This is a genomic window from Patescibacteria group bacterium (genome assembly GCA_034520665.1).
GTDB lineage: Bacteria > Patescibacteriota > Patescibacteriia > JAXHNJ01 > JAXHNJ01 > JAXHNJ01.
Window position 1 is genome coordinate 261,084 of the sequence record JAXHNJ010000002.1, and the last position, 26,103, is coordinate 287,186.

Below are 26,103 nucleotides of genomic sequence, written 5' to 3' on the forward strand. Positions count from 1 at the left end.
ATTAAAAAACTAAAAAACCCAAACTTATGTGAACAATCTAGAATTTTTAAGGCTAATTTTTTAAAACAGTTATTACTTTACCACCAATTTTAATATTATCATCCGGGTGCAAATAAATAGGTTCGCGATCACTTTTTGCCCCACTGGTAAGCAATATTTCATTATTAGCAAAATTTAATAAATATTTTTTTAATCCTATATAATCTTCGAGAAGTACTAAAATAATATCATTATTTTTAGCTTTTTGCTCTTTCGTATCAATAATAACATAATCCCCTTCCTCTATTCTTTTACCATTGATCTTATTATTGTGTAATGAATTATCGTTTACTTTTACAGCAAATAATCCTTGGGGAATAGCCTTCTTTATAAATTTATTTGAGATTCGTAAAAATCCCTCAATATTATCTTCTGAAAATATATTATTCGGATCGTACGACAATAAGTTAATAATAGGTATTGAAAATAATTTCTTTGCTTTCTTTACAACACCACGAGCTAATGATGAGTCCATTACTGTACGTTTTATAATTCCTCGAGTCCGATCAATAGTAAAGAATCCTTTCTTTTGCAGTTGCTGTAAATGATGTTTAATCTTTTGCGGCGATTCCTTTGGCCTATTAATAAGTTTCGCAATTGCTCTGAGGCTTATTTGCGCTAAATTTTTGGATTGAGAAAGCTTTAAGAGACGTTTCTGAATAGGATGCATAAAATATTAGTTAATATACTCCTTATACTATCAAAATGAGCAAAAATTGTCAATACTTCCATAAAACTTGACACTCTTGACACTATATGATAAGTTTTTGTTATAATTGTTCATTCCCAAACAATCCTTAAAAAGGAGGAAAAATGCCGTAAATTTAGGGTAAGCTCTTGGTGTAGTTATTCATTCTCAAATAATCCTTAAAAAGGAGGAAAAATGCCGCGAATTAACGAAACATTAAGTCATTCATTGAGTTTAAATGAAGCAAAAAAAAGAATCACACAACTTATCCCCCGCCTTAAAGAGGCCCATGGTGACCAGATTAGTGAGGTTTCTGAATACTGGCAAGAAAACACCAACTCGTTCAGCTTTCAAATCATGGGATTTAATATTTCTGGTTCAATCCGTGTTATGGATTCAACTGTTGAAATAACTGGTAAGCTACCTTTTACGGCCGGGTTATTTAAGGGTAAAATCATCAATGCTATTCACACCGAGGGAACAAAGCTTCTTTCGTAAGTTTGTTCTCTAAATTTTCCTAGGAAAAAACCACCAGATATCTGGTGGTTTTTTCTTATATACCTAAACTTTTAAAAACCTCAGGCGCAAAACTAATAATAAAAAAACTTTTCCGGTAGATTTCTACCTCCCTCTTCTCAATCTCGCTCGGGGTACGGCGGACAGGCGAACCAAAAATTACTGACTAAGCTCCGGGGGTAGGACTCGAACCTACGGTATCCGCGTTAACAGCGCGGCGTTGTACCAACTCAACTACCCCGGAACTTAATAAACAAAAAATCCCGGTTTAGCCGGGAGAAAATAGATTTAAATTAATATAAAACTCACCCGGCCATATAGCGGTTATTATTATTGTTATTATTATTTTGGCGGGTAAATTTCATAGTACTAATATATTAAACGATAAATAAATTTCTGTCAAATTAAAAAGTTCACCGCTCCGGAGGCGGGGCCAGCCGACAATTTTTGAGATAAAAAAACAGTAAGCTCCGCGAGTCAGATTCCCCGCCAGAGGCTCACTCGCCTTGGGCACAGAACCAAATAAACTAATATAAAAGCGATGGCCTCCGGGGACTGGATTCGAACCAGCGACCTAACGGTTAACAGCCGTTTGCTCTACCGCTGAGCTACCCCGGAGGCCATCGCTCTAATTTTAATTTAACAATTAATAAATCAAGGTGCTTGCTTGTCCACCAAAGCCTCGAGCTTGTCGAGGGGCAAAGGTATTTACTCCGTCGACTAACGGGGCCATTGAGTCCCGACCCTGAGTGGGGTCGAGGATCCTCGATTCCGCCTTGACGGAATCGGGACTATCGCGGAACTCACTGTTTTTATTATTAATGAACCATTTTGTATAACAACAATATTTAGTAATCTTTCAATTTCTTCATATCTCCATGTTCCTGAATCTTTTCCAAAGCCTTGGCTTCAATCTGGCGAATACGTTCACGAGTGACTCCAAACTCTCTACCCACTTCTTCCAAAGTATGGGCCACTCCATCGACTAAACCAAAACGCATTTCCAAAATTTTCTGTTCCCTGGGCGTTAATTCCTTTATTATATCTTTTACATGATCTTTTAAAAGTTGTAAAGAGGCCACCCGATCCGGGGTTACTGTTTTTAAGTCTTCAATAAAGTCTCCCAAGGTCGAGTCTTCTTCATCATCACCAACCGAGGTTTCTAAAGAAACAGTATCCTGGGAAATTTTCATAATATGACGTACCTTATCAATCGGTTCATCCATTTCCGCCGAAATTTCTTCCGGTAAAGGCTCACGTCCCAGATCCTGAATAAGCTGTCTTTGAATCTGCTGAAAGCGATTTATAGTTTCCACCATATGCACCGGAATTCTAATAGTCCTTGACTGGTCAGCTAAAGCGCGAGTGATAGCTTGACGAATCCACCAAGTAGCGTAAGTAGAAAATTTATAGCCTTTACGATAATCAAATTTTTCCACGGCTCTAAACAAACCAATATTGCCCTCTTGAATTAAGTCAAGTAAAGATAAAGAACGACCGGTAAATTTTTTAGCAATAGAAACAACTAAACGAAGATTGGCTTCAACTAATTTCTTTTCAGCTTCCAGATCGCCTCTTTCTTTTCTTTTAGCCAAGGCCACTTCCTCTTCAGCTTTTAAAAGTGACACTTTACCAATTTCCCGCAAATACATTTGTATAGAATCATTGGAAATATCCCCTAAATCAAAACGTCTGGCGTCTTTACCTTTTATAATTTTATCTAAAACACCGTCTTCCTTGTCAGCGTCCAAAATACTAACCGGGTTTTCGACAATAGTAATACCCTGCCTTTCAAATCTATCTAAAGTGGCTTCATATTCTTGAATATAATCCTCTAAATCACTGAGTAAATAAAGTATTTCTGTTTCGGTGACAAAACCTCTTGAAAGACCCTTTTTAATCAATTTCTCTACCTCTTTTTTGGGAAAATCTTGTCTTTTATATCTTTTTCTTTTCTTGGTAGTTTTTTTCTTTTTTCTTGATTTTCTTTTCTGAGTCTTTTTTTTCTTATTGCTCGTTCTTTTTTTCTTTGTGGTTTTCTTTTTAGAAGATTTGGATTTTCTTTTTTTATTTTTTTTCTTTTTTTTAGGCATAATAAAGTATAATCAAAAAGACTAACAAAAATAAGTTAGTTTAAAATAATATTTAATTAATTTTTTTCAATTTTTCGGTCAAAAGATTAAATTCTTGAATCAATTTATCGGGACAATTTTTTCCTTCTTTTTCTAAGGTCTTAATTTTATGTCCCACTTCTTTTAAATTTCGGCAAATATGATTTTTTTTCAAGGCCTCCAATATATTTCTGATTTCATTTTTTATAACATCATTATCATTAACTTGGGCAAAATCCTTCTCAACTGAAAGAATAATCACGTCAATTTTAGACAAGAAATCAGGATTTGAGGCTTTAATACGCTTTATAAAATCCTCATAATCAAACTTCTGCTTTTCATCATAGTAAATTTTGAGCTTTTTGTAAAGGGTGCGTAGATCATGAAAAATAGCTTCTTCTTCTAATTCCTGGGTTATTAAGGGAATATACTCCGAAAATTTCAAACTCAAGCCTATTATTCTTTCAGAAAGCATCTGGTATCTTTCTTTTTTTTGGTTTTCTGGGTTTTTGGGAGAATTTTCCCCTTTTTCTCTGGTTTTATAAGGTTTTTCTTTAACTTTATTAATTGCTTCCCTTAAAATCTCTTCATCTACATGCACTAAATCAGCCAGTTTTTGTAGATAATGACTTTGTTCAATCGGATCAAATAATTTGCTTATCAAGGGCAATAAAAGTTGACTGGCCTTTTTTTTATCTTCTACTTGCGATAAATCATAATTTTTTTCAGCCAGATTAAAAAAGTATTCCATCACGGAAACTGGGTTTTTAGCCGCTTTTTGCCAGAGATTAGGGTCTTTTTGAATACACTCATCCGGGTCTTTGCCAAAGGGCAGTTCAATAATTTTAACGTTAACATCCTGTCCCAAGGCCTGATCCAGGCCCCGGCGAGTAGCTTCTTGGCCAGCGGCGTCTTGGTCAAAGCAAAAAGCAATATCTTTAGTATATCTTTTTAAAAGTTTAATTTGTTCAGCCGTTAAAGCCGTACCCGAAGAAGCGACTACATTTTTCACTCCGGCCTGATAACTGGCTAAAACATCCATATTGCCCTCAACAATTACAGCTAATTTATTTTCTTTAATGGCCATCTTAGCTCTGTCAATACCATAAAGAGTGTAACTTTTATTATAAACTAAGGTCTGGGGGGTATTCATGTATTTGGGCTCATTTTCCTTTTCTTCCAAGAGTCGGCCCGTAAAACCAATAATATTACCGTGAACATCACTAATCGGAAACATCAATCTGGCTCGAAAGCGATCAAAATGTCCGGTCCCTTTTTGTTTTTTAATGCTTAGTCCGGCCTGAAAAATATCTTCTTCAGCGTACCCCCTGCCTCGCAGAAAGTCATGCAAATCATCCCATTTATCCAAAGCAAAGCCCAGTTTAAAATCTTCTGCGGTCTCTTTTTCTAGTCCCCTTTTTTTTAAATAATCTCGGGCTGCTTCAGCCTGTTTAGAATCTTCCAAGACTTTTACAAAATAAGCGCCAGCCCATTTATTTATCTCTAGCTGTTGTGTTTTTTTATTTTGTCTGGCTGGATCAAGAGGCCTTAGCTGAACCCCGGCTTTTTTGGCTAAAATTTTCAAAGCTTCCGGGAATTCAACCCCTTCCATTTCCTGAACAAAAGTAAAAATATCCCCGCCCTGACCACAGCCAAAGCAATGAAAAATTTGTTTATCATCAGAAACCATAAAAGACGGTGTCTTATCGTCGTGAAAGGGACACTTAGCTTTATAATTGACTCCAGCTGGAGTGAGCTTAATATATTCTGAAACTACTTCAGAGATATTAAGCCGTTGCTTGATTTCTTCGACTTGATTATCAGGCATAATTTTTTGCTTTTCGAAAATTAGCTAATCGCTAGTCGTGATATTTAATGCACGAATAGCTATAAGCGACAAGCTAGCTCTTCCACAAACCGTGTATATTACAGTACTGGCGGGCAAATATTTCTTTTTCTGGTTCTTTTAAACAAAACTCTGCCTCGGGCTTATCTCCCGGTTCAAGTACTTTTCTACGGATATTATCACCGCAAACCAGCTCAATCCATTCAATATAGTGCTTCTCTTCCATGGGATGAGGGTCTGAGCCAATTCTTACTTTAACGCCGTTATCAGTTTTTTCAATTACCGGCACATGTTTTTCTTGGCCCTCGTCTTCGGTTTTAGCTTGTGGCCCATCCATGGGCTGGCCGCAGCAAACTAATTCACCGACGCCAGTGTGCAGGACTTCCACTATATTACCACAAACAGCGCATTTGTAAACCTGTTTTAGTTCAGTCATATTATTATTTCCTTTTTAATTCTCTGTCATACTAAGGCTCTCGAAGTATGACAGAAAACGCTTAATTATTTTATTCTTTCTTCGGACAAGTGCAAATGATCGGTTTCCACCTCAATAAAAGCCTCAAAAATTTCTTTGACTCTTTCGTTTTCGGCCTCCGCCGCCGCTTGACGGTAAAACTCAATAGCCCGGGTTTCCCGCTCATGAGATTCTTTCAGATTATCCTGGTTAGGCACATGGCAACTGTCATCCCCGGCGCTGATTGCTGTCTAGCTTCAAAATCTTTTTCCAAACCGAAGCGTGCTCAGCTTCTACCTTTTTTAAGGCTTTAAAAAGTATCTTGCCTTCTTCATCATCGGTTTTTTCTTCAGCACATTTATAAAAAGCCACGTTGGAAATTTCTACCTCTAAAGCACGCTCCACGTTTGCTCGGTCTTTCTCATTCAGTTCAACATCAAAATTTACTTTCGCCTCTTTGGCTTCTTTAATAAATTTTTGTTTGGCCCCGCAAAAAGGGCAGTTGGTCGGCGCTTCATCCCCGATATAGGCATCGCCGCATATTTCACATCGATATAATTTAATCATATGTTTAGTTATTTAGTTATTAAGTCTATCCATCTCGAGCGACGAAGGAGTCGAGAGATCTCCGTTTTTTTAGAGATTTCTCCATTCGTCCTATCGTCCTCAGTCGAAATGGTTTTGAATTTTGAATTTTTCTAAGCCTAACCACCAAAACCTGACCCGCCGCTACGACTAAAACCTATTAGCCTTAAAACAAAGGGTTTTGGGCCGAGCCGCTAGTTTGGTTATTAGGCCGAGTCAATGGTTTTATTCTAAACCTAACCACCAAAAACTTTACCAGCCGCTAAGCCTAAAACCTATTAGCATTAAAGCAAAAGGTTATGGGCCGAGCCGCTAGTTTGGTTATTAGGCCGAGTCAATGGTTTTATTCTAAACCTAAACCCTATAACCTTACCCGCCGCCATAACCCAAACTAAACCTAATAATTAGTATTCTTCACACTTAAGTTGAAAGTACGCCTGTGGGTGCGAACAAGAAGGGCACTCCTTGGGCGGTTCTTCGCCAAAGTGCCTATAACCGCATTCGCGGCAAAACCACCAGACTTTTTCATTTTTCTTAAAAACGGATCCAGCCTTAACTTCTTTTAACAATTTCTGGTATCTCTCCTCGTGATGTTCCTCAGCCTTAGCAATACTTCTTAAACGCACCGCTACATCTGGATAACCGTCTTTTTCGGCCTGCTCGGCAAATTCCGGGTACATAGTCACATGCTCGTAATTTTCCCCATTGATAGCCGCTTGTAGGTTTTCTTCGGTGGTGCCTAAAACAGCCGGCGCTTCGGCTTCGACATTCAAAGCCTCTTCTTTTACCCCCTCTTTATCCATCACTTCTTTCATCATGGTAAAATCCCATTTAGCATGCTGTTTTTCCTGCTCGGCTGTTTCATTAAAAATTCCGGCAATTTGTTCAAAGCCTTCTTTTTTAGCCTGCTTAGCGTACAGATTATAACGATTCCTGGCCTGCGACTCACCAATAAAGGCCTTGGCGAGATTTTCAATGGTTTTGTTCATGTTATTTTCTGCTTAGTTTATTATTTATAATAGATGGTATTGACATTTTATCAATATTACGCTAACATGCCAAGTTCTAATAGAACGTTAATTGTTGCTCTTTTAACCCAAATCAAGGAGGATGGACATGTCCTGTGAACCCAATGAGCACAAATTTGTATTTCAAGGTTATCATATAAAAGGGGAAAAAAGGCATGGTACCTCTGTACCCTACCTTTTAATCTATGAGGAATACTTCTGCGAAAAATGCGGTAAGAAAAAAAGCGAGTTGATCAATCAAGGTATCCATGCCAATCAGCCAACAGGAGCGCCCATATCGTATTCCGGCTATGGTTTCCATTAATCCACCTATCCACCTATATTAGCGGAGGCTACTTTCTACAAGAAAGTAGCCTTTTTTTATTATATAAGGATCAAGTATAGCGATTCCTGGCCTGCGACTCGCCAATAAAGGCTTTAGCTAGGTTTTCTATAGTTTTTTTCATGTTATTTTCTCCTTTGCCCGCTGTCATGCTGAGGCTAAGCCGGCTCTGAGCCGTGCCGAAGGAAAGTATGACAGCAAGAATTTTTACCGGGATTACCCTTCGAGGCTTCGCACCTCAAAGTGACAGTTTGCTTTAACCACTCAATACCTCAATCACTTAATATCTTAATTAACTCAATCAACTCACCTCCCCCCGCCAAAAAGGGACACAGATTATCACACTAACTTTGACAAAGTATCTAATCGGATTAAAATCTCCGGCCGGACTTTTTCCTTCATTTTTTCCAAATTACTTCTAATTTCTTCTGCCCCTTCTTTTGCCACTTCTAAAAAATGTCCTCTCTGGCCAACCTGAAAATCAGTCAGCCGGACATATTCGGCAAGATAATCAATTTCATCGCCTGTTAAGTCCTTGAATTTTTCTATTATTTCTTTCAAAGCATCTGATTTTTTAAAATCAAGCATTAAATCAACTGTTTTTAAAAGCTCTTCTTTTTTATGAGCTAAATTTTCTTGGGATGATTTTGGTTCTTCAAAATTTTCTCGCATATATTTGTATATTTATTATCTGTCAAAAGATAGCGGGTTTATTTTTTCTGCTTGGACGCTTTTTTTCTTTGACTTTTTTTGAGTGCTTTTTTTGCTAATTTTTTTAAACAGATTTCTTCCATTATTTCTACTTTTTTTGTACCCCAATTCGGGTCAATTTTAACCGAATTTTTTTCTGCCGTTTTCTTCCCTTCAAGGGTATTGGCGGCCATCAGGTAGTGCACAGTTTACTTAAGTACGTTACTCAACCACTCACTAGTACTAGAAAAATATCGCGATAAATCAATCAACTCACCTCCCCCCGCCAAAAAGGGATTATTTTAATATTCTCAGCGAATTTATTCGCGTACGCCACTGAAGTGGCTAGGAAATTATACTCAACATCTCAATATCTTAATCACTTAATATCTTAATTAACTTAATCACTCAATAGATTCTCCAATTAAATAGCGAGTTACTCGGCATAAATGCCCCAGTTATATGGTAATGATAGGGTTTTTTTAGGAATTTTTCAAGCTGGTGATTTAAAAATTTAAATAGGTTTATGCCTTTGCTATTCAACTAAAGCAAAAATAAGACCAATAAAAAACTGCTAAAAGACTTTAATTTTAATTACAAAAAAAACTTGACAATCAAAATTAGGTCTAATATAATATCAATACTTATTGATACTTATTTATACTCTTATGAATTACAACTGTTGTGAAACTAAAAAATCAAAAAATAATCTTGACCAAACAGCTGAGTTTTTAAAAATCATCGCCGAGCCAAACCGTTTGAAGATTTTATGTATCCTGCAAAAGCAGGAAATGTGCGTCTGCGATATTTGGCAACATCTAAATTTACCCCAAAATTTGGCTTCACACCACTTGAAAGTATTAAAAGACTTTAAGCTGGTTAAATCAAGAAAAGAAAGTACCAAAGTAATTTACAGTGTTAACTCCCAAACAATAAGAAAATATTATTCACTTTTATCTCATTATATTAATAACTAAAGAAACATATGACTATCAAAATTTTGGGTACTGGCTGCCCTAATTGCCAGACATTAGAAAAAAACGCCAAAAAAGCCGTGGCAGAACTTGGCCTGGAAGACATTCAGATTGAACACGAATATGACATCGCTAAAATTACTGAATACGGGGTTATGTCCACGCCAGCTATTGTGGTTGACGATCAGGTTAAGACGGCCGGCCGGATTCCCGATGTGGAAGAAATAAAAGGCTGGCTTAAGTAAAAAGATTAATAAACTTTATCTCTGTATTACTACAGGGATAAAATTTCATCCATAATATCAATATAGATTGATGATTAAACTTTATGAACAAAGAAATTAAAATTTTTATCCTGCTCTTAGGGCTGTTTTTATTATTCTACTTCATGCCTATGGAGTCAGCTTTTTTCACCGGAGCCATTCTCTCTGGTTTTAAATTATTAAACGAATACGCCCGCGAGCATGTTCTAACTTGTTTGCTGCCGGCTTTTTTTATCGCCGGGGCCATTTCCGTATTTGTAAAAAAAGACTTTATTTTGAAATATTTGGGCGGGCAAGCTAAAAAGGTTGTTTCTTATTCACTAGCTTCGGTATCAGGGGCGATTTTAGCGGTTTGCTCTTGCACCATATTGCCGTTGTTTGCCGGCATCAGAAAAAGAGGAGCCGGACTGGGACCGGCTATTACTTTTCTTTTTTCCGGTCCGGCCATTAACATTGCCGCTATGTTTTTAACCTTATCCGTATTAGGGCTTAATATCGGCTTAGCCCGAATCATTTCCGCCATTTTCTTATCAATTTTAGTCGGGCTTTCCATGCATTTGATATTTAGAGAAAAAACAGAAGCTGGCGGATTATATACCGAAGAATATAAAGAAATAAAAATCGGTAAAAAAGTTCTAATTGTATTTTTTGTGGCCATGATTGGGGTTTTAATTGTTAATGGATTGCAAATAGACAAATTTCTAAAATTTGGCTTGATGATTTTATTGGCATTGATCACCGCCGGAATCGCTATTTTCAAATTCCATCAAGAAACTAGCAGGGAATGGCTCAAAGAAACCTGGTCTTTCACTAAAATGCTGTTGCCGATTTTGTTTATCGGCGTATTTGTGGCCGGTTTTATCATGCCGTTTTTACCACAAGAGCTGATTGAGAAAATAGTCGGCTCCAATTCAATCACTGGTAATTTCGTCGCTTCTATATTCGGAGCCTTTATGTATTTTTCCACTTTGACCGAAATTCCTATTTTACAAGCTTTAATTGCTAAAGGAATGCATCAAGGACCAGTTTTGGCTTTACTTTTAGCCGGACCGTCTTTGAGCTTGCCAAATATGCTGGTGGTGAGAGGGGTTTTAGGCAATAAAAAAACCGCGGTTTATGTTTTATTAGTGGTATTTTATTCAACCCTGGCCGGCTTAATCTTTGGAGGGATAATGTAATTATGAAGAAAATGATAAAAAGACTTTTATTTATCGGCCTATTTGCGGCTTTATTTGTTACCGCCGGCTGTGCTAGTGATCCTTCTAATCAAAATAATTCAGAAGATAATTTATCTTGGATGAACAGAAACGCCGGTCCAGCCGAACAAATTGAAGTGGTCCATTTCCACGCCACCCAGCAGTGCTGGTCGTGTATCACCGTCGGTGAATACGCTTTAAAAACCATTAAGGAAAAGTTTCCCGAGGAATACAAAAACGAAACAATAGTTTTTAAGGACGTTAACGGCGAATTACCGGAAAACAGCGCCCTGGTCAAAAAATATCAGGCTAGTGGCTCCTCTCTTTTTATCAATGCCATAAAAGACGGGAAAGATAATATTCAGGAAGACATCAATGTCTGGCGGTACGTCAGCAATGAAAGTCAGTTTATTAGTTATTTTGAAAAGAAATTAAAAGGTTTATTAGAATGAGAAAAAAATCAGCCAAAAAAGCAAAATGGTTTCCCAGGATAGATAAAGACAAATGCACTCAGTGTCTGGCCTGCGTCAATTTCTGCGCCAATGGCGTTTATGCGGAAAAAAACGGAAAACCCGCCGTGATAAAACCTGAAAATTGCGTTATCGGCTGTCGGGGTTGTGAAAAAATTTGTCCAGTTGGCGCCATTTCACATCCTTGCCGAAAAGGCGCTTAAAAAAATATTAAAAGAAAATGACCTTTGTAGCTGCGGCTCCTCTTGTCAGATTAAATAAATTATGGATTTTATAAACGCTTTAATTGATAATTACAATATTCCCCTACTATCAGCCTTTCTACTGGGTATTTTGACTTCCATCAGCCCTTGCCCCTTAGCTACTAACATCACCGCTATTGCCTTTATTTCCCGAAAAATAAAAACAGTTAAAAAAACCCTGCTCAATGGCCTCTTTTACACTTTAGGCCGAGGCCTCAGCTACACCCTCTTAGCCACTTTAATTTATTTTGGGCTGTCGTCTTTTCAGATATCCCGGATTTTTCAGGGCTGGGGCGATAAGGTTTTGGGGCCGGTTTTAATTATTATCGGTCTTATTATGTTCGGCATTATAAAAATAAAAATTGGCGGCCAAAGCGAAAAAGTTGAAAAGATCAAAGAATGGCTCTCCCACAAAGGCTATCTCGGCTCGCTTTTGCTGGGTATGTTATTTGCGCTGGCTTTTTGTCCTTATAGCGGGGTGCTTTTTTTCGGAGCCCTTATTCCCTTGGCTATCGGTTCCGCCGAGGGGCTTTTGCTGCCGCCGGTTTTTGCCCTGGGCACAGGCCTGCCAGTCATTGTGTTCGCCTTCCTAATCGCTTTTTCCATGAAAAAAGTCAGCCAAGCTTTTCAAGTGATGCAAAAGGTTGAAAAAGTGATGCGTTATATCGTGGCCAGCGTGTTTTTAGTGGCTGGTCTTTATTATTTGCAGTATTTGGTTAAATATTTGATTCATCTATGATTAGCAATGCTTTTGTTTTCATCGCTGTTTCAATCTTCCTAACGCTTATTTCCTTTTTTCTTGATAAAGAAAAAACAATTTCAGGCTTGAAAAGAGGCTTAAAGATGTTCAGAAGTATTGCCATTCCGTTTTTAAACATTTTGATTTTAGTCAGCTTGGCTTTGTACTTAATTCCGCAGTCGGTTATTGTTAAATACTTGGGGGCTAACTCGGGGATTATGGGCCTGCTTTTGGCGGCTGTTGTCGGGTCAATTACTTTAATTCCCGGTCCTATTTCCTATCCCATTGCCGCCGCTTTAATCAAACAAGGCGCTTCTTATATGACGGTGGCTACTCTTATGACAACAATGATGATGGTGGGAGTGGTAACTTTTCCGCTAGAGGCAAAATATTTTGGCAATAAAATTGCGTTTATCAGAAATACGCTAAATTTTGTAATTGCTATTTTGATTGGCGTATTGGTTGGAATAATTTTTTTAATAAAATGAAAAATTCAATTAAAAAACATAAACGATATATTTGGCTGACTGGCTATTTAATAGCCACTCTCATCTCATTCTTTTTGGGATTTAATCCCGGCAAAGAAGTTTTTGGCAATTTCACCAAATTTTTTATAGAAATGGTAACTTTTATCCCGTTTTTGTTTATTATCATCGGTTTGTTTGATGTTTGGTTTCCCAAAGAAAAAATTGAAAAGCATATTGGCCAAGAATCGGGCATAAAAGGAATGTTTTTAGTGATTATTTTGGCTATGCTTCAAGCCGGCCCACTTTACGGCGCTTTTCCAGTGGCTTATATCCTTTACAAAAAAGGCGCCAGTATTAAAAATATCTTTATTTATTTGGGTGCGTTTTCTTCCCTGAAAATTCCCATGCTCGGAATAGAAATTGGTTATTTGGGAATAAATTTTACTTTGGCCCGAACCTTAGTCTCCTTGCCACTTTTTATCGCTGTCGGTTATCTTATGGAATGGTATTTGAAAAATAAAAAATTTAAGATAAATAAAGTTTAAATATACTTTATTGATACTTAACAATTTCTTAACATTTACATTATAATAAGAAAATATCCACTTGATACACTGTATATGGGTGTAGATAACTTATATACAGTTATCAAGGTCGGTGCATCTATTGGTAATTTATGGTAATTTAAAAATAAATCCAATTACAATTATGAAGAAAAAAATATCTTTAGGACTCGGGGCTTTAGCACTTACTTTAATGCTGATAGTTAGTGCTCCCGCTGTTATGGCAACAGACGATTCATCCAGTACTGATTCTTTTGTCAGTCGTTGCGGACAATCAATCCAAAAAGGTTATGGAATGATGTCTGATACCATCACTAATCTTTTGGGTATGAGTCAGGAAGAAATTCAAACCGAAAAGGAAAGCGGTAAAAGTATCGCCGAAATCGCTCAAGAAAAAGATATCGCTGAACAAGCGTTGATTGATGGCATGTTGGAAGCGAAAACACAGAATTTTCAAGAAGCCGTAGAAAGCGGCTATTTGACGCCAGAGCAGGCAGACGAAAGAATGGAATGGATGAAAGAAAAAATTGAAAGAAAGCTGGAAAAAGCCGGCGGGTATTTTGGCCACGAAGGCTGTAGCGGTGGATGCCATCGCTAGCAAGGCACAATCAAGGGAGGTGAAATAAATTTTTCCTCCCTTGAGGTAAACATATAAATTTATGAAAAAAATAATTACTTTTATCCGGGGACATAAAATTATTTCCTTACACTGCAGGCGAAAGCCGACATCGAGATACTGATTTAAAGGATACTAATTATCCTATTTGAACATAGGATGAGGTGATAAAATAAATTTATGCGTGAAAAAATTTTAATAATTGAAGACGACGAAAAAATATCCGATCTTCTCAAGCTTTACTTAGAAAAAGAGGGTTTTAAAGTGGAAGTAGCCAAAGATGGCAAGTTTGGGATTTTGAAATTTTCCAAAGAAAATCCAGACTTATTAATTCTTGACTTAATGTTGCCAGAAGTTGACGGATTAACAGTAGCCCGATCAATCCGCGCTAAAAGTAGTGTGCCGATTATTATGCTCACCGCCAAGGACGAAGAAACGGATAAAATTGTCGGACTTGAAATTGGGGCCGACGATTACGTGACTAAGCCCTTCAGCCCTAAAGAACTAATTGCCAGAGTCAAAGCGGTGTTAAGGCGAACTTATGAAACCAAAAATGGCAAGCCAATAATCAAAGTCAAAGATTTAGAAATTAACCAAGATAAATTTGAAGTAAAAAAGAATGGTAAAAATATTAGATTAACACGCCGAGAATTTAAGCTGCTACTTGCCTTGGCGCAAAGTCCGGGCAAAGTTTTTTCCCGTTCGGAGCTGATGCACTCAATCTATTTGCATGATGATGAGGCGATTTTTGACAGGACTATTGATGTTCATGTTGCTAATTTGCGACGAAAGTTAAATGAGAAAAATCAAAATTTAATAATGACAATCAAAGGAGTGGGTTATAAGCTAAAAGAATGAAAAAAATTAAATTAAATTTACAATGGAAATTAACTTTAGCTTTTTTAGGAATAGTTGTCTTAGTGATAATGATTTTCGGTATTTTAGCTAATTATTATATTCATGAACATTTTCAAAAATTTTGCGAATTATCTGGCATTGCTATGTTGCGTTGTGCAAGGGGAAAGGCAGGGCAAGCTTTTTTGGCAAGTATCAATCGGTCGTTATTTTTAGTTGGTGCATTCGGCGCTTTTTTTTCAATAATTCTTGGCTATGTTTTAGGCAAGTTTATTTTAAGCCCCCTACAAAAAGCCATAAAAGCGGTTAAAGAATTTTCTGAAGGAAATTATGCAATTAGGATAAATGCGGCTACTAGCGACGAGATAAATGACTTGATAAAAACATTAAATAGAATGTTTTTCAGCTTAGAAAAACTGGAAAAATTAAGAAAGGATCTGGTAGCTAATTTTTCTCATGAGCTGGCCACGCCTTTAACCAATATCTACGGCTACCTTGAGGCTATAAACGATAATGTAATCAGCGATGAATCAGAGAAGAAAAAAGCGATATCACTTGTAAAAACAGAGGCTGAAAGATTAATTCATTTAACCAAAGAGATGAAAAAGTTAGCTTTACTGGAATCTGAAAACTTTGTTTTATCGCTTAAAAAAACCGATATTAACAGCTTAATTGAAAATATATGTGAAAAGTTTATATTAAGAATCAAAGATAAAAATATAACAATTGATAAGGATTTTGACTTAAAATTGCCAAAAGTTGAAATTGATCCGGCTAAATTCGAACTAGTCATTTTTAATCTTATTGACAATGCTATCAAATACTCGCCAAATAATGGGGTTATAAAATTAAAAACACTAAAACAATCAGAACAAATTATTATTTCAATCAAAGATAACGGACAGGGCATTGACAAGGAGGATATTCCTTTTATTTTTGAAAGATTTTATCGCGGCGATAAATCCAGAACGAAAAAAGATGACAGCTCAGGGATCGGCCTGACAATTGTTAAAAAAATTGTTGAGGCGCATAAAGGAAGCATTGAAATAAAAAGTGCAAAAGGCAAAGGCAGTGAATTTATTATTTATTTAACCTGTTAGATAGAAACTTATCTAACCGGGTTTACCTCTATAAAAACTATGAAAAACTACAATCTAAACGAAAAAATTATTTTCTCCGATGAAAAACCGATCAAGAGGCATTTTCTTAACGCCCAAGGATTTCACGCCGCCTTGATCTGTTTAAAATCGGGCGTGGAAATACCGCCTCACCCGGAAGATTATGCTGTACTTTTAACCGTTCTTGAGGGCCAGGGAATTTTTACCGATATTAACGGAAAAAAGACCTTAACCAAAAATCAGAGCATTTATATAAAAAAAGACGAAATCAGAGGCATAAAAGCAGTGGAAAATTTGGTTGTTCTAGGCATTCAAGACAGACCAAAAAATTAAAATGATATATTTATTTCTGCTCTTTGACAAAAAATAATAAAAGAGTTAATATGTGAATACATATTCACATATTAATATTATGCAAAAAAAAGAATTAGAATTACAAAAATATTTAAAGATAATCTCCGACAAGAGTAAATATAAAATAATCAAGCATCTGGCGGGTGGAGAAGATTGCGTTTGTAATATAGTGCGAAAATTAAAACTGGAAAGAACTTTGATTTCCCACCATCTGAATATTCTTCAAAAAGCCAACTTGATAAAAGGCAGAAAATCGGGAACTTGGATTTATTATTCCTTGGAAAAGAAAACCTTTGAAAGTATAGAAGAATTATTTAAAGAATTATTGGGCTCGGCGAATATCAGAGGCAAACCAAACAGATTGGATAAGAATAATAAATGTAACTAATAAATTTTATATATGCTATTAAAAAGAAATAATAATTTAAATAAAATAAAAAAAGAGGTAGCTGAAATTGAAGAAAAAGTGTTGGGAATATTTGAAAAATATCTTACAGTCTGGGTGGCGATCTGTATAGCTTTAGGAATAGCCATAGGAAAATATCTACCCGTCCTGCCTGAAACATTGCAAAAATTCACCTACGCCAATGTTTCAATACCCATCGCTATTTTGATCTGGCTGATGATCTATCCGATGATGCTAAAAATCGATTTTTCCTGCATCGGTGATTGCTTCAAGCACCCGAAGGGACTGACCATAACCTTGGTCGTAAATTGGCTGATAAAGCCTTTTACTATGTTCTTTTTTGCCTCGCTGTTCTTTACTTTTTTGTTCAAAGCTTTTATCAGTCCCGAATTGGCCAAGGAATACGTAGCGGGAGCGGTTCTCTTGGGTGCCGCCCCATGCACGGCTATGGTATTTGTCTGGAGCTACCTTACCAAGGGGAATCCCCTTTACACACTTTTACAGGTGGCGGTCAATGATCTAGTGATTTTATTGGCTTTCGTTCCGATAGTTTCCGTTTTGCTTGGGGTAAGCGGCTTGGCAATCCCTTATAATACTCTGTTTTTGTCAGTCGGCCTTTTTGTGCTCGTGCCTTTGGTAGCCGCATTTTTAACCAGACAGAGGCACATTAAAAGAAAAGGGCACGCATGTTTTGAAAAAGAATTTTTGCCAAAATTCAAACATATTACCGAAATCGGCTTATTATTTACCTTGATTATTATTTTTTCTTTCCAGGGCAACATCATCCTAGCCAATCCATTTCATATCGCCTTAATCGCCGTTCCTTTAGTGATTCAGACCTTTTTCATATTTTTCATCGCTTATCTATGGGCGAAAAAATGGAAAGTTTCTCATGATGTGGCGGCTCCGGCCGGAATGATCGGCGCCAGTAATTTTTTTGAATTAGCCGTGGCGGTGGCCATCACTCTTTTCGGACTGAATTCCGGAGCTACTCTGGTGACTGTGGTCGGTGTTTTAGTAGAAGTTCCAGTGATGCTTATGCTGGTCAGGATTGCCAATAGGACTAAACATTGGTTTTAATAAATAAATAACTAATAAAAAATATGAATAACAAATGGAGAAATATACAAGAAATGATAAATTATTCTGAAGAGGGAATAATAAGTAAAGTTATTGAGAAAGATGACCTGGGAGATGTGACTCTTTTTAGCATGTCTAAATCAACTGAAATTTCACAACATACGTCTACTAAAGCAGGATATGTATATGTTGTTGAAGGAGAAGGAGTATTTAATCTTGAAGGTGAAGATATTCTTATGAAATCAGGTGTATTAATATTCATGGATGCAAATGCAAAACATTCATTAAAAGCAAATGAGAATACTACCTTTATATTAATTTTAAGAAATAATTAATTCAAAAAATATGATAAAAAAATTTACAGATCAAAATTTTGATCAAGAAGTAATACAAAGTGAGAAGATTATTTTAGTTGATTTTTGGGCACCTTGGTGTGCGCCTTGTTTGGCGATGAATCCAATTATAAATGACTTGGCTGAAAAATTTGCAGGGCCAATTGTTGTTGGGAAAATAAATGTTGATGAAAATAAAATCACAACGAAAAAATACGGAATTATGTCAGTGCCGCATATAAAAATATTTAAAAATGGAAAAGTGGTTAAAGAATTTGTCGGAAAACAGGATTTTGAAATATTAAGCAATGAATTAAATAATTTCTGTGAAGAAGAAAATAATAATCAAGAAATGAAAAAAGCTGATGAAGATAATATTAACAATATCAGCGGTTGTTGTCCTGAAAAAGATTATTGCGACATAGATTGTCGGCCGGATGACGATAAAAAAGACGATATTGAAATTGGTTGCAGTTGCGGAGGGAATTGTTAGCGTAAAATTTATTAATAATTAAATTTAAAACTATGAACGAAGAAAAAAAACAAGACCCGAAATTCGCCAAGTTCCACGGCGTGGATCGGGAAAAAATTCAATGGCATCCAGTCATTGACGAATCAAAATGCATTGGTTGCGGCATGTGTGCCACTTCTTGCGGACGAGGTGTGTATAAATTTGATTATGAAAACAAAAAATCCAAAGTAGCCAATCCGACGCATTGTATGGTAGCTTGCCAGACTTGTGCCAATCTCTGTCCAGTTGGAGCTATTTCTTTTGCCAAGAATGACGCTACCCGAGAAAAAGCCCAAAAAATCGTCAAAGACTTTCAACTACTTCCGAAAGTTAAGGAAGAATTGGAAAAAAGGAAAGATGAATTAAAATACTAATTTAAATTATGAGTGGACACAGTAATCACTTAATAAATGCAAAAAATCTTGTTTTAGCTATTATTATAAACTCGTTTATAGTGATATTTGAGATTATTTTTGGTGTTATTTCCCGCAGTTTCGCGCTCATCAGTGATGCCTTGCACAACATCACTGATATCGGCTCAATGATTTTGAGCCTTTGGGGAGAAAAATTGGCGGATAAGCCACAAACTGAGAAAAAAACTTACGGTTATAACCGCGCCGAACTGATTATTGCTTTTGTCAACGCGGGAGTTTTGCTCGGGATTGTCGGTTTTATTTTGGTTGAAGCGATTATCCGTTTTTTTCATCCTGAACAGGTTGCCAGCTTTACAATGTTAATCGTCGCCGGCGTGGCTCTTGTCGGTAATGGTATAGCTACTTATCTTTTACAAAAAGGGGCTGATAAAAATTTAAATTTGAAAAGTGCTTGGCTACACTCTATGCAAGACGCGCTTTTTTCTTTGGCTGTTGTTATCGGCGCCGTCATTATTTATTATACTGGCTGGAATTGGATTGATCCACTCGCCTCTATAATCATTTCGGTTTTTCTACTTAAAGAAATTTATTCAATTATAAAGCAATCCGTAAATATGTTGATGGATTCAGTACCAGAAGGTATTGATTTTGCCGAAGTAAAAAAAGAGCTAATGAAATTAGAGGGCATAAGTGATATAAATGATTTACATATTTGGCAGACAAACAGTGAAAATAAAATTTTAAGCGTCCATATAAAAATTAGTGAACTTTCAGAAAAAAAGCGAACGGAACTATTGATTAAGGTTCAAAAACTTTTGAAAGAGAAATATGGTATCGATCATTCCACCCTACAAATGGTTTCGGAAAAAGAAGCCAAACTAATTAATTTAAATTGCAATCATTGTAATTAAAAATATTTATGAAAAATAAATCCGATTTTGATTAATTTTTATGCCTTAATTTTAGAAATATTCTTAACAGTTTCTTAACATTCACATCATAATAAGAAAATATGAAATTGTTAAACTTTATGGTAAATTGTAGATAAATTTTATGTAATCAAAAAAATAATCGGATTATAACTTATGCGTGAAAAAACTTTAATAATTGAAGATAATAAAAATAATAGAGACCTATAAAGGTAGTATTGAGATAAAAAGTGAAAAAATCAGGACAGTAAATTTATTATTTATTAGCCATATTATAAAAATTAACAATAGTATAATAATATGAACGATCTAGACTTAAAATTAAAGGAATTTTCTCAGGCGATTCGGGAAACAAAAAAGTATCAAACTTACAAAAAGGCAGCTGAAATATACGAAAAGGATCAAGAGGCTCAACAGCTGTTAAAAGATTTTCAAACAGCTCAACAAAATGTGAATATTTACCAACAAGGCCATTTTTCCGGATTAGAAGAACAGAAAAAAGAATATGAAAATCTATTAAAAGAAGTTAGAAAGAATAAAGTAATTAATGATTGGATAAAAACGCAAAAAGATATGCAAAAATTAATAGGTCTTTTAGCAGCAGAATTAAGCCAAGACATTAATTTTAAATTTACCCCTCCTGAAAAAAGAAGCTGTTGCGGGTAATATAAATATTAAATTGTAAATATGAAAAACAGAGTAATTATTTTAACATTATCTTTAGTCGTAATTTTAGTTGTTTTCAGCATAACGGCTCTCAATAAAAACTTAAGCCAAGAAAATAATGTTAATCCTAATTCGGCCTCGGATGAACTATCCCGTTCTAAACAAGAAAAAATCAGAATCGCGGCCTGCCCAACCTGTTATGAATTGAGTAAAAAGCTGGATTTGGAAAAATATCAAGTTATTGAAACAAACTCTACCGCTCAAAGCATTGCTCTTTTGCAGAACAAAAAAGCAGATATGATCTTAGCCGGCCGCACGCTCAAGCCGCACGAACCGCAGCTGGAATATATGGTGATAGACGAAGGCTATTCTTTTTTAAGCAACCAGGGAAAGACAATCTTTATCAACCAATTAAATGATTATAATGTTTATACTGACCTAAACGCGGAAGAACTAAAGGAAAAGTTATCTATTGAAAAAATTCAAACAGTGGATAATGTTTATGAATACTTAGATAAGGGAATAGTTATCACCTCCTGGGAAAACACTGATTATAATCAAGCGGAAATTGTTCATCTGCTGGAAAAGAACAGAGAAAGAGTAAAACTATCCCGCCGGCCGACAGTTTATTGTCCAAATGTCTGTGGCGCTGAAGCACAGGAATTGGTTTTGAAATTAAAATAAATATTTTTGACTAGTTAAATTTGATTTAGTATAATATCAATAGATATTGATGAACAAATAACACAATTTTATGAAAACAAAAAAAAATATTCTATCTATCTTAATTTTTACTTTATTTCTATTGGGAGCAAGTTTTTTAATCGGAATGGAGCAAACTTCAGCCGCAGAAAAAACCGTTATATACTTTTTCTGGGGTGAGGGCTGTCCTCACTGCGCCGTGGAAAAACCATTTTTAGAAGAAATGGAACAAAAGTATCCCGAGCTGGAGGTTAAAATGTTTGAGACCTGGAAGAACTTGGACAACGCCGAATTATTTCAAAAAGTAGCCGCCGCTTATGGAATTCAAGCCCGAGGAGTACCGACAACTTTCATTGGCGACTTTGAGCCAATAGTCGGTTATGCCGACTATATGGCCGATGATATTGAAGATAAAATTAAAGATTGTATTGAAAACAGCTGTGTTAACCCTGGAGTAAAGGCTGGGATTGAAGAAGAGACAAATACAGAGCCAACAACTTCTTCCGTTATTCCAACCAAAGAATCCAACCAAGAAGAAGAGATTGATTTCCAGCCAGAGCAAAACCAAGATAAGATTTGCCTGCACTTATTTTACAAAGAAGATTGTCCTCAATGCTCGAATATAACTAATTTTCTCCAGAATCTGGAGAAAGAATACAATCTGACTATAAATAAGCACGATATTGGGACTGAAGAAGAGAATCTTTTATATCAAACCTTTAAAGATAAATATGGATTAGTAACAGGCGCTTATCCAATTATATTTTTAGGTAACAACTATTACATAGGCGATAAAGCCATTAAAGATCATCTAGAAAAAGAAATAATTCGGTGTGAAACAGAGGCTTGTATTTGCCCCTTAGAAAACATTAAAGGCCTTACTCCTTTCTTACCCCAATCAACAGATATTACTCCTGAGAAACAGGAAAAACTAAAATTACCATTTGTCGGCGAGATTGATATTTCTTCCATGCCACTTTTTTTGACAACCGGTATCATCGCTTTTGTGGATGGTTTTAATCCCTGCTCTTTGTGGCTAATTGCCTTTCTTTTGGGAATTGTGATTAATTCTGGTTCAAGAAAGAAAATATTTTTGGTCGGTACAACCTTTCTTTTGGTAACCACCACTGTTTACGGACTGTTTATGGTAGGGCTTTTAAATGTGTTTTTATATATTGGCTACTTAAGATGGATTCAAGTTGCGGTTGCCTTATTAGCTTTGATTTTTGCTCTTGTAAATATTAAAGACTATTTTTGGTATAAAAAAGGTTTATCTTTTACTATTTCTGATAAGTATAAGCCAAAAATATTTAAAGATGTACGAGGCATCATGAAAAAAGATAAATCAACCTGGGGCATGATGCTAGCTACAGCTGCTATGGCTCTGGGCGTAGTGCTGGTTGAGCTTCCCTGTACAGCTGGTTTTCCAGTAATTTGGACTAATATAATTGCCCAACATCATATACAAGGAATAGCGTTTGCTTTGCTTTTAGCCCTCTATCTATTGATTTATCTTTTAGACGAGGTAGTGGTTGTAGGAGCCGCCACTTTGACATTAAAAGCCAGTCGTTTTGAAGAAAAACACGGGCGTATCCTTAAGCTTATCGGTGGTATGATTATGTTGGCCTTGGCCCTGGTAATGTTTATTAAGCCGGACTTAATGAATAATATAAGCACTGCTTTATTAATTTTTGCCATGGCCATAGCTGTTTCTTTCTTACTTATTTTTATTCATCGTAAAATTTTACCAAAATTTGGTATAAAAATTGGCACGGAAGAAAATTTATTAACACCTGAAGCATCAAAAGAAGGTGAAGAAAATAATACTGACGAAAAAAATAATATTATTAACAAAAATAAGGAATAACTTATGACAAATAATAATTTACCGAACAATTTACTTTATAACCAAGATTATTCATGGGCGCGCATCGAGAATAACACGGCGGTGTTGGGTGTGATTAAACCGGCGGCAGATAAGGTAAAAGAATTTGTATTTATTAAACTTCCCCAGAAAGGACAGAGACTTAAAAAAGGGGAAACTTATGTTTCCTTGGAAGCACTTAAATGGAGCGGACACTTAGGAAGTCCCCTTTCCGGAGAAATAACTGAAGTTAATGACCCGTTGTTTGATGAACCGTCTATTATTAACAAAGACCCTTATGGTGAGGGCTGGATTGCCAAGATTAAAATTTCCAATCAAGAAGAGGTTAAAAAATTAATAAAAGCCGATAAAACCCAAAAATGGGTAGAGTCGGACCTGGCTAAAAATAAATAATAATTAATAATAAAATTTTATGATAAAAAAAATCGGATTATTATTCTTAGTAGTAGCAGCTTTGCTTGTCTTTACGGGCTGCTCTTCAACCGAACAGAATAACGATCAAACAAACAATATTATGCCGTCAGACGGTGCCACAGCTAACGGCAAAGTAGTTATATATTTCTTCTGGGGTGAAGGCTGTCCTCACTGCGCCGTGGAAAAGCCATTTTTAGAAGAAATGGAGCAAAAGTATCCGGAGCTGGAGGTTAAAATGTTTGAGACCTGGAAGAACCCGGACAACGCCGAATTATTTCAAAAAGTAGCAGCCGCTTATGGAATTCAGGCCCGAGGAGTGCCGACAACTTTTATCGGTGATTTTGAACCGATTGTCGGTTTTGCCGATTATATGAAAGAGGATCTTGAAAGCAAAATAAAAAATTGTTTGGAACGCGACTGTGTTGATCCCGGTTCTAAACTATAAACAACTACTTTTAATCAGGATTTTGATTCGTTTTAAATTCTAAAATATGGATAAACAAAAAATAGTTATCATCGGCGGTGGAGCCGCCGGCACCACTTGCGCCTTTGAACTGAGGAAGCTCGACAAAGAGGCGGAGATAACCATAGTAGAGAAGACAGGAAACCTAGAATATTCTCCCTGCGCCCTGCCTTATGTTTTGGCCGGGGAGATAAATTCCTTTGATGATATTTTTATTTTCCAAGCATCTGATTATAAAAATAATAACATCAATATCCTCTTAGACACTGAGGTTACAGCCATAAACAAAAAGGCAAAAAAGATAAGTTATGTTAGTGATAGTAAAAAGGGAGAGCTTACCTATGATAAATTGGTTTTAGCCACCGGAAGCGTTTCTAAATTTCCTTCTATCTCAGGTCTTGATAAAGCCAAGCCTTTTGCTCTAAAAAATTTATCTGATGCTAAAAATATTTCAAAAAATATCAAGTCTAAAAGTAAGTCTGTTATTGTCGGAGCTGGGTTAGTGGGCCTGGAATTGGCCGTGGCTTTAAAAAATCAGGGGGAAAAAGTTTCGGTAGTAGAAAGGCAAAATCGTCCTTTACCGGCAATTTTAGACAAGGATATGAGCGGTCAGCTTGAGCAGTATTTAACTGATTTGGGAGTGGAATTGTTTTTTAATACAAATATCACAAAAGTAGAAGAGGGGAAGCTTTATTTTCAAGAAGATTATCTCAGCTTTGACAAGCTTTTTGTTTGTATCGGAATAGAAGCAAATACTGCCTTGGCCCATCAGGCCGAGTTGAAATGCGAAGAGGCTATTGAAGTAAATGATAGCTTACGGACTTCGGATGATAATATTTACGCATGCGGTGATTGCGTTTTTTCTATTGAGTTAAATACCAATAAAAAAGTGCTTAGCCAGCTTGGGACTATAGCGGTTCGTCAAGGCAAAGTAGTAGCTCATAATATCTTAGGCCAAAAAGAAAAAGCCCCTTTAGTAGTGAATAATACTATTACCAAGATAGGTGAACTATTCGTAGGTTCAGTGGGTTTGAGCTTAGAAAAAGCGCGACAAGAAAACATAGAAGTCGTAACAGCTAAATACTCTGGTGAGGTCAGATCTGAATATTACCCACCCTCCAGCCTGATTACAGTTAAGTTGATTTCAGATAAGAAAGGGAAATTACTCGGAGGTCAGATATTGGGCCGAGAAGAAGTGGTTGGAAGGATAAATTTACTTTCTCTGGCAATTGGAAAAGGAATGACCTTGGACGATTTAATTAGCAATGAGACTTGTTATAATCCGGCCTCAGCCCCCATCAACGAACCGATAAGCATAGTGGCTGAAATTGTTAAGAAAAAAATAAAGTTTTCTCTTAAAAAATGAATTTGCCTGATTGGATTAAAATAGGAAAATACGATAAAAAAGAATATTTAAAAACTTTAAATATTATAAATGAAAATAAACTAACCACGGTTTGTTTGGAGGCAAATTGCCCCAACCGTTATGAATGTTTTGCTAATGGCACAGCCACTTTTATGATTTTGGGTGATGTTTGTACCAGAAATTGTCGTTATTGTAATATAAAAAAAGGTCAACCTAAGGCACTTGATCCGACCGAGCCGGAAAAAATTTCGGTTGCCATTAAAAAGATGGGTTTAAAATATGCGGTGGTAACTTGCGTAACCAGAGATGATTTGCCAGATGGCGGCGCTGATCAATTTGCTAAAACGATCAAGACAATTAAAAAAAATAATCCGGGTTGTAGGATGGAAGTTTTAATCTCTGACCTACAAGGTAATTGGCAAGCGCTTAAAAAAATAATCAAAGCCAAGCCGGATGTAATAAATCATAATTTAGAAGCAGTTAAAGATATTTTTGCTTTAGTCAGACCCAAAGGTAATTATAAGTTATCTTTAAAACTTTTGAAAAAAATAAAAGAATTCGCACCGGAAATAAAAACAAAATCCGGTTTTATGCTTGGTCTTGGTGAGAATGACAAACAAATTGCCGAAACACTTAATGATTTAAAAAAAGGTGGCTGTGATATCGTAACCATTGGACAATATTTACAGCCGAGTCCGCAACATTTTGCAGTAAAAAAATATTATAATCCCGAAGAGTTTAAAAGGATAGAGTCTATTGCTAAAAAAATCGGTATTAAACATGTTTCTGCCGGTCCTTTGGTTAGGAGTTCTTATCAAGCTAACATTATGTATAAATAA

At 36.1% G+C, this 26,103-nt stretch carries 35 protein-coding genes, 2 tRNA genes and 1 pseudogene; 26 read left to right on the forward strand and 12 right to left on the reverse strand.

Going from position 1 to position 26,103, the window contains the following annotated elements:
- Positions 1-52: 52 nt before the first annotated feature.
- Entirely contained in the window at positions 53-709 is a 657-nt protein-coding gene (locus U5L76_03605; GenBank protein MDZ7798676.1) for a S24 family peptidase, read from the reverse strand.
- 213 nt (positions 710-922) lie between these two features.
- Between U5L76_03605 and U5L76_03610 the strand changes: the two genes are divergently transcribed.
- Complete coding sequence (locus U5L76_03610) at positions 923-1,225, forward strand: polyhydroxyalkanoic acid system family protein (protein MDZ7798677.1); 303 nt, start codon at positions 923-925, stop codon at positions 1,223-1,225.
- A gap of 189 nt (positions 1,226-1,414) precedes the next feature.
- Here U5L76_03610 and U5L76_03615 read toward each other — a convergent pair.
- The 11 genes and pseudogenes from U5L76_03615 to U5L76_03665 form a co-directional block, all read right to left on the reverse strand.
- A tRNA-Asn gene (locus U5L76_03615) sits at positions 1,415-1,487 on the reverse strand.
- A 302-nt stretch (positions 1,488-1,789) separates the two neighbouring features.
- Positions 1,790-1,861: transfer RNA gene (locus U5L76_03620), tRNA-Asn, on the reverse strand.
- A 230-nt stretch (positions 1,862-2,091) separates the two neighbouring features.
- Entirely contained in the window at positions 2,092-3,336 is a 1,245-nt protein-coding gene (gene rpoD, locus U5L76_03625; GenBank protein MDZ7798678.1) for an RNA polymerase sigma factor RpoD, read from the reverse strand.
- A 52-nt stretch (positions 3,337-3,388) separates the two neighbouring features.
- Positions 3,389-5,182 (reverse strand): DNA primase, encoded by a 1,794-nt coding sequence (dnaG, locus tag U5L76_03630; protein ID MDZ7798679.1) that lies wholly within the window; start codon positions 5,180-5,182, stop codon positions 3,389-3,391.
- A gap of 73 nt (positions 5,183-5,255) precedes the next feature.
- Positions 5,256-5,636, reverse strand: coding sequence for a desulfoferrodoxin (locus U5L76_03635; protein MDZ7798680.1), 381 nt, complete (start codon positions 5,634-5,636; stop codon positions 5,256-5,258).
- Positions 5,637-5,701: 65 nt separating this feature from the next.
- Positions 5,702-5,872 (reverse strand): hypothetical protein, encoded by a 171-nt coding sequence (locus U5L76_03640; GenBank protein ID MDZ7798681.1) that lies wholly within the window; start codon positions 5,870-5,872, stop codon positions 5,702-5,704.
- A gap of 10 nt (positions 5,873-5,882) precedes the next feature.
- Positions 5,883-6,221 (reverse strand): hypothetical protein, encoded by a 339-nt coding sequence (locus U5L76_03645; protein ID MDZ7798682.1) that lies wholly within the window; start codon positions 6,219-6,221, stop codon positions 5,883-5,885.
- 422 nt (positions 6,222-6,643) lie between these two features.
- On the reverse strand, positions 6,644-7,228 hold the full coding sequence (locus U5L76_03650; protein ID MDZ7798683.1) for a ferritin family protein: 585 nt from the start codon (positions 7,226-7,228) through the stop codon (positions 6,644-6,646).
- Between the two features lie 416 nt (positions 7,229-7,644).
- Positions 7,645-7,713: pseudogene (locus U5L76_03655) on the reverse strand (rubrerythrin family protein).
- Positions 7,714-7,928: 215 nt separating this feature from the next.
- Positions 7,929-8,261: a hypothetical protein gene (locus U5L76_03660; protein ID MDZ7798684.1), complete on the reverse strand. Its 333-nt coding sequence runs from the start codon at positions 8,259-8,261 to the stop codon at positions 7,929-7,931.
- A 38-nt stretch (positions 8,262-8,299) separates the two neighbouring features.
- Positions 8,300-8,473, reverse strand: coding sequence for a hypothetical protein (locus tag U5L76_03665; GenBank protein ID MDZ7798685.1), 174 nt, complete (start codon positions 8,471-8,473; stop codon positions 8,300-8,302).
- A gap of 474 nt (positions 8,474-8,947) precedes the next feature.
- Between U5L76_03665 and U5L76_03670 the strand changes: the two genes are divergently transcribed.
- The 25 genes from U5L76_03670 (at position 8,948) to lipA (ending at position 26,103) form a co-directional block, all read left to right on the forward strand.
- The gene (locus tag U5L76_03670; GenBank protein MDZ7798686.1) at positions 8,948-9,256 is read left to right on the forward strand and encodes a metalloregulator ArsR/SmtB family transcription factor; all 309 of its coding nucleotides are present in this window, start codon (positions 8,948-8,950) and stop codon (positions 9,254-9,256) included.
- An 8-nt stretch (positions 9,257-9,264) separates the two neighbouring features.
- A complete protein-coding gene (locus U5L76_03675; protein ID MDZ7798687.1) occupies positions 9,265-9,498 on the forward strand; it encodes a thioredoxin family protein in 234 nt (77 codons plus the stop codon).
- 83 nt (positions 9,499-9,581) lie between these two features.
- On the forward strand, positions 9,582-10,694 hold the full coding sequence (locus U5L76_03680) for a permease (protein ID MDZ7798688.1): 1,113 nt from the start codon (positions 9,582-9,584) through the stop codon (positions 10,692-10,694).
- Between the two features lie 2 nt (positions 10,695-10,696).
- A complete protein-coding gene (locus U5L76_03685; GenBank protein ID MDZ7798689.1) occupies positions 10,697-11,164 on the forward strand; it encodes a nitrophenyl compound nitroreductase subunit ArsF family protein in 468 nt (155 codons plus the stop codon).
- On the forward strand, positions 11,161-11,385 hold the full coding sequence (locus tag U5L76_03690; GenBank protein ID MDZ7798690.1) for a 4Fe-4S binding protein: 225 nt from the start codon (positions 11,161-11,163) through the stop codon (positions 11,383-11,385). The genes U5L76_03685 and U5L76_03690 overlap by 4 nt, the downstream gene beginning before the upstream one ends.
- A 61-nt stretch (positions 11,386-11,446) precedes the next feature.
- On the forward strand, positions 11,447-12,163 hold the full coding sequence (locus U5L76_03695) for an aromatic aminobenezylarsenical efflux permease ArsG family transporter (GenBank protein ID MDZ7798691.1): 717 nt from the start codon (positions 11,447-11,449) through the stop codon (positions 12,161-12,163).
- Entirely contained in the window at positions 12,160-12,651 is a 492-nt protein-coding gene (locus tag U5L76_03700; GenBank protein ID MDZ7798692.1) for a permease, read from the forward strand. Before U5L76_03695 ends, U5L76_03700 begins: the two co-directional genes overlap by 4 nt.
- Complete coding sequence (locus U5L76_03705; protein ID MDZ7798693.1) at positions 12,648-13,175, forward strand: permease; 528 nt, start codon at positions 12,648-12,650, stop codon at positions 13,173-13,175. Before U5L76_03700 ends, U5L76_03705 begins: the two co-directional genes overlap by 4 nt.
- A 238-nt stretch (positions 13,176-13,413) precedes the next feature.
- Positions 13,414-13,791, forward strand: a complete 378-nt coding sequence (locus tag U5L76_03710; GenBank protein ID MDZ7798694.1) for a hypothetical protein — start codon at positions 13,414-13,416, stop codon at positions 13,789-13,791.
- Positions 13,792-13,989: 198 nt separating this feature from the next.
- Positions 13,990-14,667: a response regulator transcription factor gene (locus U5L76_03715; GenBank protein ID MDZ7798695.1), complete on the forward strand. Its 678-nt coding sequence runs from the start codon at positions 13,990-13,992 to the stop codon at positions 14,665-14,667.
- The gene (locus U5L76_03720) at positions 14,664-15,764 is read left to right on the forward strand and encodes a HAMP domain-containing sensor histidine kinase (protein MDZ7798696.1); all 1,101 of its coding nucleotides are present in this window, start codon (positions 14,664-14,666) and stop codon (positions 15,762-15,764) included. Before U5L76_03715 ends, U5L76_03720 begins: the two co-directional genes overlap by 4 nt.
- 39 nt (positions 15,765-15,803) lie before the next feature.
- Entirely contained in the window at positions 15,804-16,115 is a 312-nt protein-coding gene (locus tag U5L76_03725; protein ID MDZ7798697.1) for a hypothetical protein, read from the forward strand.
- Between the two features lie 52 nt (positions 16,116-16,167).
- A complete protein-coding gene (locus U5L76_03730; protein MDZ7798698.1) occupies positions 16,168-16,524 on the forward strand; it encodes a metalloregulator ArsR/SmtB family transcription factor in 357 nt (118 codons plus the stop codon).
- A 12-nt stretch (positions 16,525-16,536) separates the two neighbouring features.
- Positions 16,537-17,622: an ACR3 family arsenite efflux transporter gene (gene arsB / locus U5L76_03735; GenBank protein MDZ7798699.1), complete on the forward strand. Its 1,086-nt coding sequence runs from the start codon at positions 16,537-16,539 to the stop codon at positions 17,620-17,622.
- A 23-nt stretch (positions 17,623-17,645) separates the two neighbouring features.
- Positions 17,646-17,957, forward strand: coding sequence for a cupin domain-containing protein (locus tag U5L76_03740; protein ID MDZ7798700.1), 312 nt, complete (start codon positions 17,646-17,648; stop codon positions 17,955-17,957).
- Positions 17,958-17,967: 10 nt separating this feature from the next.
- Positions 17,968-18,447 (forward strand): thioredoxin, encoded by a 480-nt coding sequence (gene trxA / locus U5L76_03745; protein ID MDZ7798701.1) that lies wholly within the window; start codon positions 17,968-17,970, stop codon positions 18,445-18,447.
- 32 nt (positions 18,448-18,479) lie between these two features.
- Positions 18,480-18,839, forward strand: a complete 360-nt coding sequence (locus U5L76_03750) for a 4Fe-4S binding protein (GenBank protein ID MDZ7798702.1) — start codon at positions 18,480-18,482, stop codon at positions 18,837-18,839.
- Between the two features lie 8 nt (positions 18,840-18,847).
- Positions 18,848-19,750, forward strand: a complete 903-nt coding sequence (locus tag U5L76_03755) for a cation diffusion facilitator family transporter (GenBank protein MDZ7798703.1) — start codon at positions 18,848-18,850, stop codon at positions 19,748-19,750.
- Positions 19,751-20,068: 318 nt separating this feature from the next.
- Positions 20,069-20,434, forward strand: coding sequence for a YlbF family regulator (locus U5L76_03760; GenBank protein ID MDZ7798704.1), 366 nt, complete (start codon positions 20,069-20,071; stop codon positions 20,432-20,434).
- A 21-nt stretch (positions 20,435-20,455) separates the two neighbouring features.
- Positions 20,456-21,118 carry a hypothetical protein gene (locus tag U5L76_03765; protein MDZ7798705.1) on the forward strand — a complete coding sequence of 221 codons (663 nt, stop codon included), beginning with the start codon at positions 20,456-20,458 and terminating at the stop codon, positions 21,116-21,118.
- Between the two features lie 70 nt (positions 21,119-21,188).
- Positions 21,189-23,003, forward strand: coding sequence for a conjugal transfer protein TraF (traF, locus tag U5L76_03770; GenBank protein ID MDZ7798706.1), 1,815 nt, complete (start codon positions 21,189-21,191; stop codon positions 23,001-23,003).
- A 3-nt stretch (positions 23,004-23,006) separates the two neighbouring features.
- Positions 23,007-23,414 carry a glycine cleavage system protein GcvH gene (gene gcvH / locus U5L76_03775; GenBank protein ID MDZ7798707.1) on the forward strand — a complete coding sequence of 136 codons (408 nt, stop codon included), beginning with the start codon at positions 23,007-23,009 and terminating at the stop codon, positions 23,412-23,414.
- Between the two features lie 19 nt (positions 23,415-23,433).
- Entirely contained in the window at positions 23,434-23,880 is a 447-nt protein-coding gene (locus U5L76_03780) for a thioredoxin family protein (protein MDZ7798708.1), read from the forward strand.
- Between the two features lie 46 nt (positions 23,881-23,926).
- Positions 23,927-25,264: an FAD-dependent oxidoreductase gene (locus U5L76_03785; protein ID MDZ7798709.1), complete on the forward strand. Its 1,338-nt coding sequence runs from the start codon at positions 23,927-23,929 to the stop codon at positions 25,262-25,264.
- A complete protein-coding gene (gene lipA / locus U5L76_03790; protein MDZ7798710.1) occupies positions 25,261-26,103 on the forward strand; it encodes a lipoyl synthase in 843 nt (280 codons plus the stop codon). The genes U5L76_03785 and lipA overlap by 4 nt, the downstream gene beginning before the upstream one ends.